This is a genomic window from Shewanella saliphila (assembly GCF_014648295.1).
GTDB lineage: Bacteria > Pseudomonadota > Gammaproteobacteria > Enterobacterales > Shewanellaceae > Shewanella > Shewanella saliphila.
Window position 1 is genome coordinate 1 of record NZ_BMQV01000067.1, and the last position, 16488, is coordinate 16488.

Here is a 16488-nt window from a genome sequence, read left to right on the forward strand (position 1 = left end):
TACTGCTTCATCTTTAAATGCCTGCGGATAACTCTTATGTGATTTTTTTAAACTCATATCGACCTCTTAATTTATTGACCATACTGTCTCAAAATTAAGTGTCCGATGGAATTAGACCAGAACAGTTTTAAACTCCGCTAATATTGGTACAGCTTCTTGTTGTCTTAATTGTTGGCGCTCAAGAGCGCTGAGTTGTTTTTAACGTTTTTCAATAGCGTAAAGTTTGGCTATATAGCTCAGTGCAACTTCAGGCTTACCTGCTTTTTTTGACCCACTCGCTTTTTGTGCATCAGTGAACTTTCGGCGCACATGTGCCATGCAGCCAGCATGGGTGACATCTTTTAATGTGCCATAAGCGCCGTAGCCATCTGTCAGTAAATAACCAGAAAAGCCAGACAAGAACGCTTGAGCACAACGGCCTGCCCGGCTTGGATGATAGTCATAAATCACGATAGGCGTTTGGACAAACTCACCACTGCGATACACCCACATATACGAGGTCGACTGCGCTTCTCGGTCAGCTTCTCTTAAGACTTGCACGGTGGTTTCATCAGCGCAAATCAGCTTTTCATTGAGCAGTTGTGACTGCATCGCATCAATAATGGGCTGAACTTTCATGCCTAATTGCACACACCAATTGGCTAAAGTAGCACGACTAATATCAATGCCTGAGCGGGTAAAGATATCGACCTGACGATAAAGTGGCAGTGCATCAACATATTTTGCCGTCACAACCGCGGCAAATGCCTCGGCACTGCCAATACTTTTAGGGATTAAACTGGGTGGCTTAGGCGCAGTGATAATACGTGAGCTTGTTTGCGTTTTTTCACACTGACGACAGGCATATTTCACCCGTTCATGGCGGATAACCGTGACTTTTTGAGGAATAATCTTAAGCTCTTCACTGGTTTCGACGCCGCATTGGTGCAATGGAGACTGACAACATTCACAACAAGGTGAGTCAATTTCATGCGTGATAACTTCACGCTCTAGCCCTTCAGGTAACGGTTTACGGCCTGTTTTCTTTTTGGTTTGCGTTGATGGCTCAGCAATATCTTGTTGCTCCGCCTCATTGAAGGTGCCTTTAGCTACTTTTTCACTCTTTGAAGAAAACCGCTTAGATTGACTTAAATTTAATTGCTCAATTAACAACTTAATTTGCGCTTTAAGCTCGGTAATTTCTTCTTGTGCGACATGGGCAGCTTCCTTGGCTAATAATGCTTGTGCCTGTGCCGTGTCCGCAGCTTGTTGAAGCTGCAGTATCATGGCCTTAAGTTGCTCAATATCGTCAGGAAGCGTTGTCATTACGAGTGGGGAATGTGTTCATTTCTCCTTATTGTGACAGCGAAAAAGGATCGTTCAAGTCTAAAAGTATGATCGCTTATTTGATCACACTGTTAGGTTAGTTATTGGTCGATGCGCTCTGTGATGCTCGATAGACAACCCCGATAACAACCAATTTAGCTGCGCTTTGCTGATGTGTAACGCGCCATCGAGTGTGGGCGTTGGCCACTTAAATGTGCCTTTTTCTAACCGCCGATAATAAAGCCAAAAGCCATTCGTGTCCCAAAACAAGATTTTGAGTTTATCCCGATGACGATTACAAAAAATAAACCAGGCCTCGCTAAACGGGTCCATTTCAAGGGTTTCGGCAACGATAAGCGATAGCCCATCGATGGACTTACGCATATCTGTGATACCCGTGACGAGATAAACTTGAGCTGATGGTGTCATTGTAGTGCTGCAACCCAATGCTGGATTTGGCTAGCGCTTAAATGAATTGGCAACTGAGCACGCAAACCATTTGCAAGGACTAGCGTGACGACGTTTGCATTCTCGACGGATGCATCTGTCACAATAATGGGTTGCAATCGTTGTGGTTCTTGCTGTACTCGGAGTTTTTTGGCCCATGTATAAAAGGTTTGATAGCTTATGTTCTGCTCAGCGCAAAACTGAGTGATGCTAATGTCACTTTGTTTTTGCTGCTCGATTAATGAAGACCAATACTGGTGTTTTTCTTGTGATGTCATAGTGCCTCCTTAAATTGGTGAGGTACTATGACAACTATTTTTATGATTGAGTATGTGGGGTTTATTTACAGCTTACGTTACAACGTTATAAATGTTGTTGTGGCTTAGTTATTTTGGCCACCTAGATAGAAATAATCTAATTAGCAATTGTAATTTTTTACGTAAACTAGCCCTGATTCATATAAGCACTATTTTCAAGTTTTTTATACAGTAACTCACCAAGCTCACCAGTAAGCTCATTACCAGTTTCATCTATTAACTTGTAACTTTGTTGACTTCCACCCAGTGAAACAGCCCCCTCAATACCACAGATAATATTATGTGTTGCTTCTCCAACAGCAAGCTTAACTAAAGCCAATACTTTTTCTCTCTGCAAAAGTGTGAGTCCAATATTATCGAGTTCATAGCCTAGATAGGTTGGTCCTTCTTTACCTTTGGAGTATGAGGCCACCAAACAATCTATAGATTTGACCACATTATTTATAAACTCTTTCGGTGACATAGTTTCCCCCAAATTACAAAGTGTCTAGCAAGCTAGTGATCCCTGAACTTACCAAACAGATTATTTCAATTCGTAATTTACAAATTGATTCCATTCGCCTATGGCATCGTCAGCAGCATTTAAATGTTTTTCCGATGCGTCATTCATTTCCTCTACAAAATCAGCAATGCATTGCTTGTAGCGCATAACATCATCATTAAAGCTATCTATTTGCCATTGTGATGTAAATTCATAAGGCTTGTAAGGTTTCGAACAAGAAGGTGAAGGAGTGAACATATCACTAAAAGCAGGAAAGCTAGAAAAAACCACTAGAATTAGGGGGATAAAGTGTCTGTAACGCATTGAACTATCCTTGTCTCTAAAATTAACCAAAATATCTTAATTCAATCCTAAGAACGAGTCACCAAGCAAAGTTATTAACTGTTAAGTAACACTTATACTTACAACCGTTTACTATCTATAGCGACAAATTAAAGTAACCCCTTTTTCTTTCGCCAATCGTTAACTTTAGCCTTTGTTTTTTCAGTAAACCCACTTCTAACATTATTTAGAATTATATTTTCGGACCCATGTGATGAACGAAGCCCCCAATATTGAGATAAACGACACATAATTAATAGAATCTTGCCATTCTTAGCTTTTGGAATTAACACATCTCGAAGATAACTCTGGGCAGCCCAAACACTAGGTATGCTATTAGCTATGAACTGGACTTTATCCATATTGACAGAGGCATAAGGAATTAGATTGAACACTGCAATATTTTAGCAGCAGCTTCAATATCGCCAGAATACAAATGCTTTGCGACAGGTTGAAACCACTTATCCCAGCTAGGAATATCATATGGATAAGGCTGTTCACCATCTAATTGTTTAGAAAGTACCTCTTTTAATTCTGCAGAGCGTATCACCTTACTAGATCCATTATCTACGCTTGGATTTGCATAACAAAGGACAATACTTGCTGTTTTCAAAGGTCCAAAATATGGGCCAGGAGGAAGCTCATATTCAAATTCACCACCAATTAATAACTTAAGCTCTTCCAGGACAATAGCATCATTCGGATGTCGGAAAGTGCCTTTGGTGCGGCAAGCGCACCAGTAGTCAAAAAAGTCCATTTTTAATCCTTATGTTACTAAACTGATTATTGGCTATATTTCTTTTACTTACTGTCGCTGCAAGCGAAAAGTCTGACATGAGTAGCTTCCAGCTTTCAATCACTTACCTTAATAATTAACCCGTACTTTGTCATAAAATATAACAATAGTCTGACAAATCGAAAGCTCTCCGATAAATGTCCACGTAGTATGAGCTTTTATTACAATAACGGTTCTGTTCTTTAGTAGATCACCTTAAAGCAAAAGTGAGTTTAAATTATGGATACAATTAAGTCTCAACCGGTGATAGCAATTAGCCACCACAAGTTTGTTGATTGCATGACTTGCGATATCCCTACTTTATCTTTAATTTTTCATGAAAAGACAAAACATTTTTAGGAATATTGTTGCCACTATAAAGCTCTACCTGCCAGATCCTGCCTTTAACTTCTGGAATACCTAGCCTCTTGAAAAACTTCCTATAATGCGCAATTTTTGAACTGTGGCTTTCATGAAACTCTATAATGACTGCATTTTTAGATTTAAAGAACTCGATGATAGAGTTGAGAAATTTTTCACCGAGTTTATTTTTGGTCAAATCTGCATTTAGAGCAAAATGCCTGATACGCACAGTTCCGCCTGAATGCATTGAAATACCTTCAACATTTCCAATTTTGAGTGAGTATTTATATTCTTTATATTGACATCTTATGTCAGGAAAGCTGCTGTAGCCATGAGTATCTGGAAGGCCTTCTAATGGTGCTATCCCGTACCCAGTTGTCCATTCGAGTTTTGCTCCATAATATCCAAAGAAATATGCTTCAGGTTCTTTTAGCCATTCATTAATGAATAGCTCATCATAATTAGGGCTTTTGCCATACTTTCGATTAAACTTTATCTTTTCAATTAGATTTATAATCATTGAAGTTCTCTAGGATAGATTTAATTACAAGACGGTATCAAGCTCATCTAATGTGATGACCAAATATTTAAGCAACGACAAAATCATTGGCAGAGCAGAGCGCTATCAATAGTAAATTCACAACTATCAGCTTTAGCATCTATCCAATGGTTTACGTCCAATTTACCATTGCAACCAGCATCCTCAATAATGGCGATATTTTCATCACAAAGTAGCAGAATTGCATTACCACTTTGTATTTTTGTCATTATCGTAAAATCTTTAAAAGGAGCAATTAACTGTGGATATCGCTCTGATATTTCAGACAATAATTGAGCACCATCATCGACTTGCTCACCACTGAACTTAAGGTGTCCATCGACTGCTTGGGATAAATCCTTAAACTTTGATGCTAAATCATACATTGACTCATCATCATATTTATCAGTGCAAGAACAACTTAAGGATAAAAACATCAATGCAAAAAAAACGATAAATTTCATCGGTTAACTCCAAGCGGTAAGGGTTTTATTTTCTGAAAGGCCTGTATCTAAGTTCCAACTTAAAAACATATTATCGTCACCATCTTCAAAAACTGCTTTTGCCAAATAGCACCAATATTTTTGAACATTCTTTACCGCCAAATCAAAGATATCATCGTAATCCATACTCCCATTTGGAGTCTTCAAGTTTTGAATATAAGACATATCAAGATCATCAATTGATGGATAAAGAATTCCAACTGAAGCAGCTACATGACGAGCAAACGGAAAAAGTCTATGCCCTTCATCAACATTGTCCACGACTATCTGGAATCCTTTATGCCACGAATGAATTTCTGGAGGAGAAGAACTAAACTTATCTGGAAATACAGTTTTTAAAGCGTCATACCATAAACCATGAATGACACTATCCAACTGAGATGAATCATTTAAATCAATACAAGAACCAATATTCAATCTAACACGATCAGCCAAACCAATGTCACCAAGATTAAGACGCCCCCAGATATAGGTGTCCTGATTCATCTCACAGATCCGATGCTCTTTCTGATTTTGCTCATAAGGCCCAACTCTTAATTGCACCACAGGATGAACGGTTATGTCACAAATAACATGAGCTACGTAACCAGAGAGCCATGCAAATGCCCTTTCCTGTTCCTTATTTGATAACTTCTTCGTTAGGTTAATAAGCTTTTTAATAAATAGATCTACACTTTCATAGTGCATTTTATCAGCCCATTCATTCTGCTCACTGTCGCCGATTTTCAAATAAGGATAATCAGGGCTTACACACCCTAACTCCATGAAACTTTTCTCTCTAGAAAGTATCAATTTTGCCTTTTGTGGCATATCCAATTTAGATAGGTCATTGTTTGATGATGCAAGATTTACTGCCGTAATATGGGCAAATGCTCCAGGCATAAGAACTCCTTTTCAAAATTTATTAAATTTACACAAATCTAAAATAGCTAAGCCACTACAATTCGGGAAAACATGACCGGAACCGGCAATTCTAATAATCGAATACCGAATTAATAGATAATATTGATCACATTAGGAGGTTGTATGACCCAAGTAACACTAGGGTCATACAACCTATCATATTTCTAACAAATAGTTAGTGTGGTAATGAGCGTAAATGTGAGCACACATTTTCCCATTGACCTGCTCGGTAGCGCATATATGCGCATACTCGGACAACTTTTGATCCAGACATAGCTGTAATCTCCAAAAATATAAAGGAGGGAGCTCTGGCATATTGAGTTGGAAGCATCTACCCTGTAGGATGTAACCGTATTAAAGTGGTCCTAAGGTATTTACTGACTTGAGACCTCCCAGTGTTGAGTCGATAATTATTGTTGGTAGCAATATTTATCACCAGCTCAATACTTAAAAGGCTTCTGCTAACTAATAGCTGAAGCCTTTTTATTTTTCTTTGGTAACACCTTTATAGACTCCGCCTGTTTTTTTCACACTCATAAATTGTCCCGTTTCAGAATCACGTTTCGTCCATAATTGTGTTTGTGGATTGAATACTTGAGTACGTTCACGTACAGCACCAATTCTTGCATTATCACCGTAAGGTTTGTTAACAGCCATTATCACGCTCCAAATAGTATATATTGTGTTATAAATTAAAAATGGCACACAATGTAGTGTTTCCATTAATTCCATTATAATCGGATCAAAAAAAGATCGCAAGCATAAGGATGCTGAAAAAGTGACCACCAGATCATTTTGATGTTGTTATTGTTTAGGATAAGTGCTAATTTTATCGTCAATATCTATAAAATAGCAGGCATAAGCACATGCAATTACTCCCTGTAAATCGTCAAGAGCGATTAGCTTTTATTGAACTCAATTTATTATTTGTAGGCACAATTACAAGGAAGACATTGAAGGAAAGGTTCCAAATTAGTGACGCTGCCGCAACTAGAGATCTAATAGACTATCAAAAGTACTGCCCTGATAATTGCACTTACGATAACAAACTCAAAGCATACCTATACAATCAAAGTAGCTTTACTCAACAATTTGAAATTGACGTTAATGTTGCATTGTTAGAATTAACGGGACAAAGGCAAAGTCTGACTCAGAAAACACATGAACGATTTTTGAGTAGTGAAACTCTAGAAATGATTACAAAACCGAAGGTTGAAATCGTTTCTGCAATAACGAGATCTATGGCTAGCGCTATTCCTATAGAAATTGAGTATTACTCTGTTCGATCAGGGAAGCGCCGAGCAGTCATTATTCCTCACTCTGTCGTTAATAATGGGGAAAGATGGCATTTCAGAGCTTATGACAGAGAAAAAGACTTATTTTCTGATTTTGTTATCACTCGAATTGAAAAGGTTAAAGGAATCAAAAGTAAGGTTAATAGCTATGAAAATAAAACTAATGATACTGAATGGAATAGCGAAGTTAGGCTAGTTTTGGTACCACATCCATTATTGCAGAATCCACGCTCTATTGAATTAGATTATGCGATGCAAAATGGTGAACATAGAGTGACTGTAAAAGCGGCCTTAATGGGATATTTTCTCAGACATTGGAATGTTGACTGCTCGCCCGCCGATAATTTACTAGTTGGCAAACAATATCATTTATGGTTAAAAAACAATGAAGTTATCTTACATAACCAGCAAAGATTTTTTGTACCTGGTTTCGAAAATCATAAGATAAATTAAGGCAAAAATGGATAAAGGTGATGTTAGATTCTTGGGTTGTGGATATTGATATAAAAGTTATTATTGCTTTGATTAGTATTGTTGGCATTCTTATAACTGCCATACTGAGTAGTTCTGGGTATTTTTACCGTAATAGATTTGAAAGCAAAAAAAGTGCAAGAAAAGTGCTCTATTTGCTTCTAGAGATTCGACACGCGATAAATGTGTCACTTTTTGATGTTGATGAAGTAACAGATCAATACATTGAACATTTTGTAACACGCCTACAAAGCAAAGGTATGCCGGTCAAGAAAGAAGAAATTGAAGGAACATTATTTGAAATGATCAGAAGCCATATCGATAATCTAAATTCAGCAATTAAAACAGACATATCAATCCGCTTGTTGCCACAATTCGAAGATACATTAATGGAACTAGCTTCTGTGGCACCGGTGCTGGCATATCAACTACGTGGCAAAGAAAAAATAGAAGCCTTAATTGATCTTACAAACACATATATTGAGAGAATAGATTCTGAATTGATTCCAACAGTGAACGTAGATTGGATGAAAAATATGTTGGTCGATATTTCTCAGCAACAGAAAGTAGATACGTTGAAAGAAGTATCAGCGAGCTTAGATACAGATGTAATCTTACTGGCAAAACATTGTGGAAGAAGTGACTTATTGAAATGTAAAAAGGCGTTAAAATCGGGAGCTAGCAACAAATTAGACTTTCAAGATTTAGATAAAGTGATCGATAAAATCATAGATAAATTAATAGTTACTGCTAGTGCACAAAATCCTAAATAACACCCTATACCAATACAAAATACCATCACAGTATGAGTTAAATTAATAACCGATGAGTAACCAATAAAAAGCCTCCTCTCAGTGACACAAGAGGAGGCTTTTACTACCTTTTCGGCAGTTTGTGCGCGAACATATACGTCGAAACGATTATCTTCTTTTTCAACTGCCTATTCGGCAGAGACCGCATTAACCTATACATCATATCGATTGTTTTTATTTTCAGCTGCCTATTCGGCAGGTCACGTTAGTCTCACCGAGGGAGGAAAGCCAGCTAAATTTTCAGCTGCCTATTCGGCAGGTCACAATAAACTTACCAAATAAAATGCTACAAGATCAACCACTAAATATCCAAATAGAATAATGACCATTTAATTTTCGAGATGGGAAATATGCATAAAAATCATATAGTAAAAATAATTTAAAAATAAAGGGTTAAACATTATCTGTTAAAAATGATAAATCCGGTACGGTCCCACTAAGTAACTTATTAGTGGCAAAGCCATAACTATTAAATAATGGTTCATATTGTTTCTCACCCACAACCTTCTGAATATGCAATATATAATCTTGCTTGGTACTTTGACTAGTCATTGCAATTCGATGAAAAACATCAAGCTCTCTTGGCTCAGTATTTTTACTAGGTTCGAAGATCTCACCTCTCGCTATTGCCCGTTTTTCCAAACGTTTTAATCGTCGCCTTGCTTCGCCAATAAACATCTTAGCGATTGCTTGGTTTCGCTTAAATCTAACTTCAGGACAGTCAACTGGAACAGTTTCAACCTCACTCACTTTAAAATAACCACAATCTTGCATGTCTTGAAAGTAGGACTGTTGTTTAAGCTCATTTAATATTGATGTATCACTGTGAACAAACGCAACAGCATTACCAATTGATGTTTCAGACCAAGCCGGAAAACTCACGCCTAAACCCGCTATGTCATGCTTACTGACATAACCATGTAAAACAGAAATACACCGGCCAGTAAGTAACTCAAGATTGGCTTCTTTAGGTAAAAAACGAATCATAAAATAATATCGCTGTGCGTTACTCACCTTTTTTTACCTCTGCTTTTTTCTGAAACATACCGCCTTTAATCAATACAGCAAATAAGTAATAAATATCAGGGTTTATGGCCTGAAAATCATGTGCATCAAGCTGATTTAATTCTTCTAGATAATGTTCCGCATTAATAAAAATTGAATAAAAATTTAATGCCGTATTGGGCATTCGTCTAGCAATATTATTCTCTTTGTCTGCACCATACTCATGTACTCTCAATCGTTTCGAATCGCCCCACCAATCATCAATTAACTGTAACGCGGCTCCAATTTTTACTGAGTTAAAACTAACAGCGTACCGTCCATCCAAACATTTAACTTTTGAAAAGTTTTTGGTCACATCAACTTTGTCTGCTTTCATATTAAATACTTGGCTAGGAAAGATTTCTTGGCAAAACGATGTGCTAATTTTAGCGGTAATATCAGCACTCCAATAAATCTTCGGATCAGTCAAAGCATTTGAAAGTTCAATGCTTAATTGCTCCAGAGTCTTCAAGTCATTGTCGTTCCAGCGACTTTCCCAGGCTAGTTGGCGAGTATTTTCTACTTGATATGTATTACCAAGACTCGTTTTAATCAAGATATGAGTATCACCAGAATTTTGATTTCGCCATAACCATGTGCCAAGCATCAGATTTTTACAGTATCGTGTAGCAAGCTCTTTATACCCACCACAAGCATTAAATTGTTTAGACAATAACCTTAAAAGCACAATGACATCATCGTTGTTACATGCATTTGGGGTCAAAGAGTTCGCTTGGACACGTAATGAAAAGCGGCAATAAATATGCTCCACATTTGGGGGAACATAACACTCTTCAATAGTTATAGGATTACAATGAGCAAGATCTTGCGGGGCCACATTTTTAGGTTCAAAACTTATATTAAAACCTTCTGTAAAACCCGCTTTTTGACCACGAATACGTGTAATATCAGCCTCTAAAGGAATAAAGTCTGACTCAGGTGTTTTGTAAAAAAATACGGCTTTACCTGGGTGTAGTGAACGCTCATACTTTAAAAAATTACTCAACTCCATTGCCATTCCTTAGATTCTTTTCATTAACAAGAATTGCTCTTTAGCCTCAAGGAACCAAAAAGCTCGCCTGTAAAAATTCAGTTGACCTTGTAACCTTATATCAATAGCAGAATCACATGATGCAAGTCCAATTACAGGTTCGCCGTAGCTATGTAATGGAGCGATTGACCCCGCTCTTGCTTTAGGTTTTTCAAGTAACATATAGCCAGCCATAACAGAACAAAGTGAAGCATTGTTCTCTAATAGTACTGTTAATTCTCTAACACTATTAATAGAGTGTTTTGTTGGCATAACCCACTTACCATAGGCAGGAAAGCGACTTAAGATTGAATAAAGTAAGTCTTCATTTTCATATAGCTTACACCATTCATAATCTGCATTAACTGAGGGACCATGCATTGTTCCTCCGGCAAAGCGAGAAAGAAAACAAGCCTTCAATTTAGTAGTACTGTTATCCAGTTTCGCTAAATCATCTTCATAACCATCAATATGAATAACAAGGTCAAAAACTAAGTCACCATTTCTCTTATCTATAATACCAGGGCGGCGAAATTCACTCTCTTTGCGCCCTTGCATTGCAAATTCAGGTAATTGGGTGCCTTTTACATAATCAAACTCACGAATGAACCATGCAAAAGAAGTAAGTCGGATCGTGGTGCCTAACATTGCATTTAACTTGCGTTGATAGTTATGCATCATCCCCCAAACAGCGGTAAGTGATGGCAAGCCGAAGCAATAAGGATTTGATAACAACTGAGCGTCATAAACGCTTATATTTTTAAGGTGCAAGTATCGCTGCAATTTTTTAGCATCAACGACTTCAGCAGGACCTCTGGATAATTGCTTTAAAATCCAGAGTAATTGATTTTTTAAGGGCTTCATCAAATCTGGATGGTATGCATATTTTCTGGTTTTATTCGAATTTGATAACATAAAATTCAAATGACTAAACAACAGTGGTAAAAGACTTTCCCAATCTGAGTCTGGGTGATTTAAAAGTTGCCACTCAATACCATCTTGATTCAACAAACCAGCTTTAATATCAACATCGTTTTCTTCTACTGCTTTGCGTCCCTCAATTAGCGGTGCTAACCATGCGCTCAGCGAATGTCTAACTTGCTTTAAACTGGCTACTTTTGCTTGCCTTCGCTGTTTGACTGCAAGTTCTGTGTAATTATCCACTAGTTTGTCTAATGCATTGGGAAATTCATTTCTAAGTAAGGCGTATTGATCGAATAAGCTCTGACCATGCTCTAATCTAGTCAGCATAGACTCATGAAAATTTGATTTATTGTCTGATATTTTCGGTGGATAATTTAAACACCTTACCTTGCCTCCTAGGCCTGCCACTAATTCACTAACCGCCCCAGGGCGGTTGTAGTTTAAATGCGTATAACGCCCTTCTCGCCGAGAGGCCGCTTGTTGAAGTTCTACTTGCAATCCATGGCTAACAACAGGTGTGATAGAAGTATAGCTATCGTGATATGGCATCAAGACTTGAGTTGAGTATTTATCAACATAGGAAGGTAGCTCACTCTGCGGTAGTCTTAGTTGAACTTGGGCACTAATTACATTCAGCGACTTAGCTGAAACACCTAACGCTTTAAATGCCGACAACCACTCTTTAGGTATCCCACCACAAAAAATATTGGCAAGGCAAACTAATCGGCCTTGCCAATAAAAGTAACACACAAATAATTTAGCGAGATTTATTTTAGCGCTATTGTTCGACCAACCTAAGGTTGGGCTACAGTCTGCACTGCTTAACACTTGTCGTTGAGGCACTATAGGCTTAGCTATTAACCGCTGCTTACTCACACGGATATCAGGATATTTTAAGTTGTGTGTATGAAACCACTCAACTTGCTTAATGCATTCATTGAGATGGTACTCATCTTTTAGCGTTGCTTTGGCATGCTTTTTATCTAGTACGTCTTTCACTGCTTTTTTAGGGAAGGTCAAGTTTACTAGAATGATCAGCGCTTCTTTTTCACAGCCTGTCACATCGACACTGTCAGTAAATGAGCTAAAACCACGCCTTATCGCTTCTGTCCGCTCATCAAGCTCTTTAATTTGTAACAGCTCACTTAAATGCTTAATTACCATGCTGATACGTACATCCTTTGGTCTGATGAACCAAAGCTATTTTTATATTCAACAACCTGTCTTAAATAAAAAATAGCCGCTTGAGGATCTATTCGATACTTCATTTTATGTCTAAACGAGCTGCTTAATACCCCGTCCTGATACAAACGATAAATTTGTTCATGGGTTGTTCCCAAAATCACAGCTGCTTCACTAATACTCACCAGCATATCGGCAACATTAGGCTTTTTCGATTTAGGATGCGCAGCAACTAAACGACTTAAAAATTCCAACACTGTTTGCCGAATAAAGTGAGTTTCTTTTTCATCGCGGTAGATATGCGGCAGGCCCATAATTAACTCGCCATAAATAAACCGAAAGGAAGTGCGGTTAAACAAATCAATCAACTTATTATCAGCATTCAAAGTCATAAGATTTAATTCATCGAATACATTTTGAGGCCAGGCTTTAAAGTAGGTTACTGCGGCATTAAACGGGAAATCTTCATTTTTAAGATACCGCCGCTGAAACCAAGCCAAGCTAGCAAAACGTTGAGATATTGATACTGACTTAAATAATGAGTTTTCATCCTCCTTATAGCTCATCAATTTAGTCGCTAATTCTACTTCATCATTACTGGCAGGCTTTACACACCCTTTTGCGAATTCAAAACCACAAACACAGTGGCTAATCGACTCATTTTCAATGTAGTTAATGGGAATTGAGCATTCAGAACACTGATGCAACAGCTGACATTTATGCTTTGCACATGCCTCTATGGGGGTTAAATGCCATATCTGCCGAATATAAGGTTCATCAGATAAGCAATGGGGGCAAACAGGTATCGCATCTGTTCCCATAGTGGAGTGATAACGAATAAAACTCAGTGGAATATCAACACCATTTTTGTGTACAGCAGATAAACCAATAACCGTACGGTCTGACTTTAACAAAGCCAATTTCTGAATTTCGAATTGCGGCAAACCAAGCAAAGATTCAAGTAAACCTAATGCTCGCATTCTAAAGTGGCTGTTATGTTTGGCGTGATAAACATTTAGGCGTTTTAAATCGATAGGAAAAGCACCGTGGGCTTCAAAATCAAGCTCATGAAGTTCTTCACGAATCGCTAGACTGAGTTGCTCATATGAATCAAAAAAGTTCTCAGCCACTACCCGTAGCAAGTAACTTTCGAGCGACTCATCATTAAACGCACGAGATTTAGGTGAAAATAGAAAAGCCATACAACACCAAAACTAAGGAAGTCTTAGCTTAAGGTAGCGGTTATTGTTATCTAAGGCAAGATGTTAGCTTGTCGGGGTTGTCAGAATTAGATCTAAAAATAGCCCAAGTCATAAAATATCAATTTTTGATTTCTGTCTCGCATACACTGTTTATCTTATTTATATCGAAAAAACTTAAATATCAATCCTAACAGTTGAACTTGCTGTAGCCATTGCTGCTATTTTCGTTTTGACTTCAGTATAAATATCAACATCGACGTCTGGTACTGAGAGCGAAATAATCAATGAATATCTGGCCATTGAATTCCAACGTTCATGAGATGTACGAGTCTTCCACCATCCACTCGCTGGGTAAATCACTATTTTTCCACGTTCTGCAAGCTCTGCAGCACTGCCTTTCCAAATATCTTTGTGGATAGATCCTTTATGACGGTTAGTCGCTCCCAGCAACCAATTTGAGTCGCTAGGGGAGTCACCTGGTTTATCTCCATCCGCGGCAGCATTAATACGCCTTATAAAGTCAAAATCAGACTCCTCTGGTCGTTTAACATCAAAACGTAGTTGATGACTAGCATAACTATATTTATTCAAAATATTACGGCTAGATGGATTCGGTTCTATGAAATAAGAAAGAGTCACTGTCAACTCAACGTTTGCTTCGGCAATTGCTTGTAAAGCTTGTTTAGGCCATGGCAAATTATGTAAATGCATATCCTTTGTTTTGATCGAACCATCTTTATAGAAGGGTTGCATCACATCCTGTATAACTACAGAAAAGGAATTATTAGCACTTCTAATAGCCTTTTCTAAATTAGGGATACCAAAGCCAACCATACGAGTCAAATTACTCATAGCATTTTTTGTAATGTTCTTATCGGAACGTTGAGCTGAAATTAACGAGTACATATTATTCGCCCAATCAGCAGAATGGACAGTTAATGCTCGGATTGTTTCTGGCCACAAATCAGGATACTCAGCAGTTATTTGCGCAGTAAAACGCGCAGCAAGTGCAGTAGCTGCACTAGTGGCATTACTTGTTTGAAAATACCGTTGAGAGAAATCATGGTAAGTACTAAGTAAATGTAAATCCTGCATGCCAACACATCCAAGTTGATCTTTACCAACATTACCACCTTCAAAAACAACTTCAGGTTTAATAGGAGCATTCCTTCTATCCCATAAAACTGAGGTAGTACTGTATGGAGACAAACCTCCAAATTGTGCTAATGGTTCATAATCACAGGATTCAGAAATAGTAATTTTATTGGTATATGCACCAACTGTAATAGAGTTCCATGCTTGGGCTGGATCATGAACATCTTGTAATTGATTGTAATATGGATATTCCATACTTCCATCAAACAAAACATTACCCGCACAAATTGTAAATAAACGAGGATTTTCTCCCTCACCTAAGTAATCAACAGCGAGTGCATCAAGTGTACTTGACCAAGATGATGGGCGGCCTCTATCTGTTCCTGTGTTTGCAGAAAGAGACATTGAGAATGTGCGAGTTCGATCAGGATTAGCGATTTCAGCTATCGCTATAGCATCTGATGTTATTTTTCCTAAAGGTTTACCTTCATTATCACCACTATTATTTAGAACCTTAACCGACTCTAATTTATGATTAATAGATACGATTTCATCGGTTCCCAGAATATCAGATAAGTCCCCCCACATAGCTAGACCTGCCATTTCGGTACCATGGCCATTATTATCTGTAGGAACTCTATCATCAGTAACAGTTAATTGATCATTGATTCCAGCAAAAGGTGAGAGCAAAGGGTGTTCCACATTAACACCACTGTCCAGGATACAAATATAAGGTTCATTTCCACTATTCTGTTGCTCTAAACGAGCTAATAAATCTTGTGACCATTGAGCTTGCTCTAAGGTTGAAGAAGAATCAAAAAAATCAGCAGTGACTTTAGGCGATCTAATTTCAGCAACCCTACTTAATAACAAAGTATTATTTGTTAATTGGTTTTGAGTGGCGTTAACTTGAATGACTGTATGCTCTGGAAACCTTAGTTTGTGTGGCGAAACAATAATTTCCAGTTGCCTAGATATTATTGTGAAATCAGCAATGATCTCTAGATATTGATTCGTCGACTGTTTATTTCTTTTCGGAGTCGATAGCCATATTTCCCACCAAACAGACTCATCTTTATCCTCAGGTAATAAGCTATCATCGTCAGACCAAATCGCAGAAAAACCTGCTGCCCGAATTGATTGTATTGAATCAATTAGTTTTTGGTTATCTATAGGGCTACCGTTTACGTTTTTCTTCTCAATTAAATAATCAGTAATTTTTTTCTCAAAAAAATGCAATTTTCCATCAGGAATGAAAACAGTAGCAATAGTTCTCGTTTGGTCATTTTTAATAATAGTTTTTATATTATGCAGTTCAATTTTTTGAGTCGTATGGTAATCCCCCCTAAAAAAAGCTGATTTCAAAAGTAGAATTTTCTCGTACTATATACGCAGGGAGATTCTGCATGAAAACATCAAAATTTAGCGACAGCCAAATCTTGGCTATCCTCAAGCAAGC

Annotated in this window: 16 protein-coding genes and 1 pseudogene; 2 read left to right on the forward strand and 15 right to left on the reverse strand. The window is 37.7% G+C overall.

Annotated elements, in window-relative coordinates; translation table 11 throughout:
* Positions 1 to 117 precede the first annotated feature (117 nt).
* From tnpC to IEY48_RS19340, 10 genes and pseudogenes are all read right to left on the reverse strand, one after another.
* Positions 118 to 1305, reverse strand: a pseudogene (gene tnpC / locus IEY48_RS19295) (IS66 family transposase); the annotation flags it as partial.
* Between the two features lie 84 nt (positions 1306 to 1389).
* Complete coding sequence (gene tnpB, locus IEY48_RS19300) at positions 1390 to 1734, reverse strand: IS66 family insertion sequence element accessory protein TnpB (RefSeq protein WP_188923191.1); 345 nt, start codon at positions 1732 to 1734, stop codon at positions 1390 to 1392.
* Positions 1731 to 2030: an IS66 family insertion sequence element accessory protein TnpA gene (tnpA, locus tag IEY48_RS19305; protein ID WP_188923192.1), complete on the reverse strand. Its 300-nt coding sequence runs from the start codon at positions 2028 to 2030 to the stop codon at positions 1731 to 1733. Before tnpA ends, tnpB begins: the two co-directional genes overlap by 4 nt.
* A gap of 166 nt (positions 2031 to 2196) precedes the next feature.
* On the reverse strand, positions 2197 to 2532 hold the full coding sequence (locus tag IEY48_RS19310; RefSeq protein WP_188923193.1) for a hypothetical protein: 336 nt from the start codon (positions 2530 to 2532) through the stop codon (positions 2197 to 2199).
* 60 nt (positions 2533 to 2592) lie between these two features.
* Positions 2593 to 2874 carry a hypothetical protein gene (locus IEY48_RS19315; protein WP_188923194.1) on the reverse strand — a complete coding sequence of 94 codons (282 nt, stop codon included), beginning with the start codon at positions 2872 to 2874 and terminating at the stop codon, positions 2593 to 2595.
* Positions 2875 to 3274: 400 nt separating this feature from the next.
* On the reverse strand, positions 3275 to 3649 hold the full coding sequence (locus tag IEY48_RS20495) for a hypothetical protein (RefSeq protein ID WP_229780200.1): 375 nt from the start codon (positions 3647 to 3649) through the stop codon (positions 3275 to 3277).
* A 334-nt stretch (positions 3650 to 3983) separates the two neighbouring features.
* On the reverse strand, positions 3984 to 4550 hold the full coding sequence (locus IEY48_RS19325) for a hypothetical protein (protein WP_188923195.1): 567 nt from the start codon (positions 4548 to 4550) through the stop codon (positions 3984 to 3986).
* An 83-nt stretch (positions 4551 to 4633) separates the two neighbouring features.
* Positions 4634 to 5032 (reverse strand): hypothetical protein, encoded by a 399-nt coding sequence (locus IEY48_RS19330; RefSeq protein ID WP_188923196.1) that lies wholly within the window; start codon positions 5030 to 5032, stop codon positions 4634 to 4636.
* Between the two features lie 3 nt (positions 5033 to 5035).
* Positions 5036 to 5953 (reverse strand): zinc dependent phospholipase C family protein, encoded by a 918-nt coding sequence (locus IEY48_RS19335; RefSeq protein WP_188923197.1) that lies wholly within the window; start codon positions 5951 to 5953, stop codon positions 5036 to 5038.
* A 504-nt stretch (positions 5954 to 6457) separates the two neighbouring features.
* Positions 6458 to 6631 (reverse strand): hypothetical protein, encoded by a 174-nt coding sequence (locus tag IEY48_RS19340; RefSeq protein WP_188923198.1) that lies wholly within the window; start codon positions 6629 to 6631, stop codon positions 6458 to 6460.
* Positions 6632 to 6840: 209 nt separating this feature from the next.
* Between IEY48_RS19340 and IEY48_RS19345 the strand changes: the two genes are divergently transcribed.
* Together IEY48_RS19345 and IEY48_RS19350 are read left to right on the forward strand one after the other, a co-directional pair.
* Positions 6841 to 7722 (forward strand): BrxR family transcriptional regulator, encoded by an 882-nt coding sequence (locus IEY48_RS19345; RefSeq protein ID WP_188923199.1) that lies wholly within the window; start codon positions 6841 to 6843, stop codon positions 7720 to 7722.
* 20 nt (positions 7723 to 7742) lie between these two features.
* A complete protein-coding gene (locus IEY48_RS19350) occupies positions 7743 to 8513 on the forward strand; it encodes a hypothetical protein (protein WP_188923200.1) in 771 nt (256 codons plus the stop codon).
* A gap of 432 nt (positions 8514 to 8945) precedes the next feature.
* On the opposite strand, the gene cas6f is transcribed toward IEY48_RS19350, so the two are convergent.
* The 5 genes from cas6f to IEY48_RS19375 all read right to left on the reverse strand — a co-directional run bounded on the left by cas6f (position 8946) and on the right by IEY48_RS19375 (position 16394).
* Positions 8946 to 9566 carry a type I-F CRISPR-associated endoribonuclease Cas6/Csy4 gene (gene cas6f / locus IEY48_RS19355; RefSeq protein WP_229780199.1) on the reverse strand — a complete coding sequence of 207 codons (621 nt, stop codon included), beginning with the start codon at positions 9564 to 9566 and terminating at the stop codon, positions 8946 to 8948.
* A complete protein-coding gene (csy3, locus tag IEY48_RS19360; RefSeq protein WP_188923201.1) occupies positions 9559 to 10608 on the reverse strand; it encodes a type I-F CRISPR-associated protein Csy3 in 1050 nt (349 codons plus the stop codon). Before csy3 ends, cas6f begins: the two co-directional genes overlap by 8 nt.
* Positions 10609 to 10617: 9 nt before the next feature.
* Positions 10618 to 12714 carry a type I-F CRISPR-associated protein Csy2 gene (locus tag IEY48_RS19365; protein ID WP_188923202.1) on the reverse strand — a complete coding sequence of 699 codons (2097 nt, stop codon included), beginning with the start codon at positions 12712 to 12714 and terminating at the stop codon, positions 10618 to 10620.
* Positions 12708 to 13934 (reverse strand): TniQ family protein, encoded by a 1227-nt coding sequence (locus tag IEY48_RS19370; protein WP_188923203.1) that lies wholly within the window; start codon positions 13932 to 13934, stop codon positions 12708 to 12710. Before IEY48_RS19370 ends, IEY48_RS19365 begins: the two co-directional genes overlap by 7 nt.
* Positions 13935 to 14108: 174 nt before the next feature.
* Positions 14109 to 16394: a S8 family peptidase gene (locus IEY48_RS19375; RefSeq protein WP_229786591.1), complete on the reverse strand. Its 2286-nt coding sequence runs from the start codon at positions 16392 to 16394 to the stop codon at positions 14109 to 14111.
* Between the last annotated feature and the right edge of the window lie 94 nt (positions 16395 to 16488).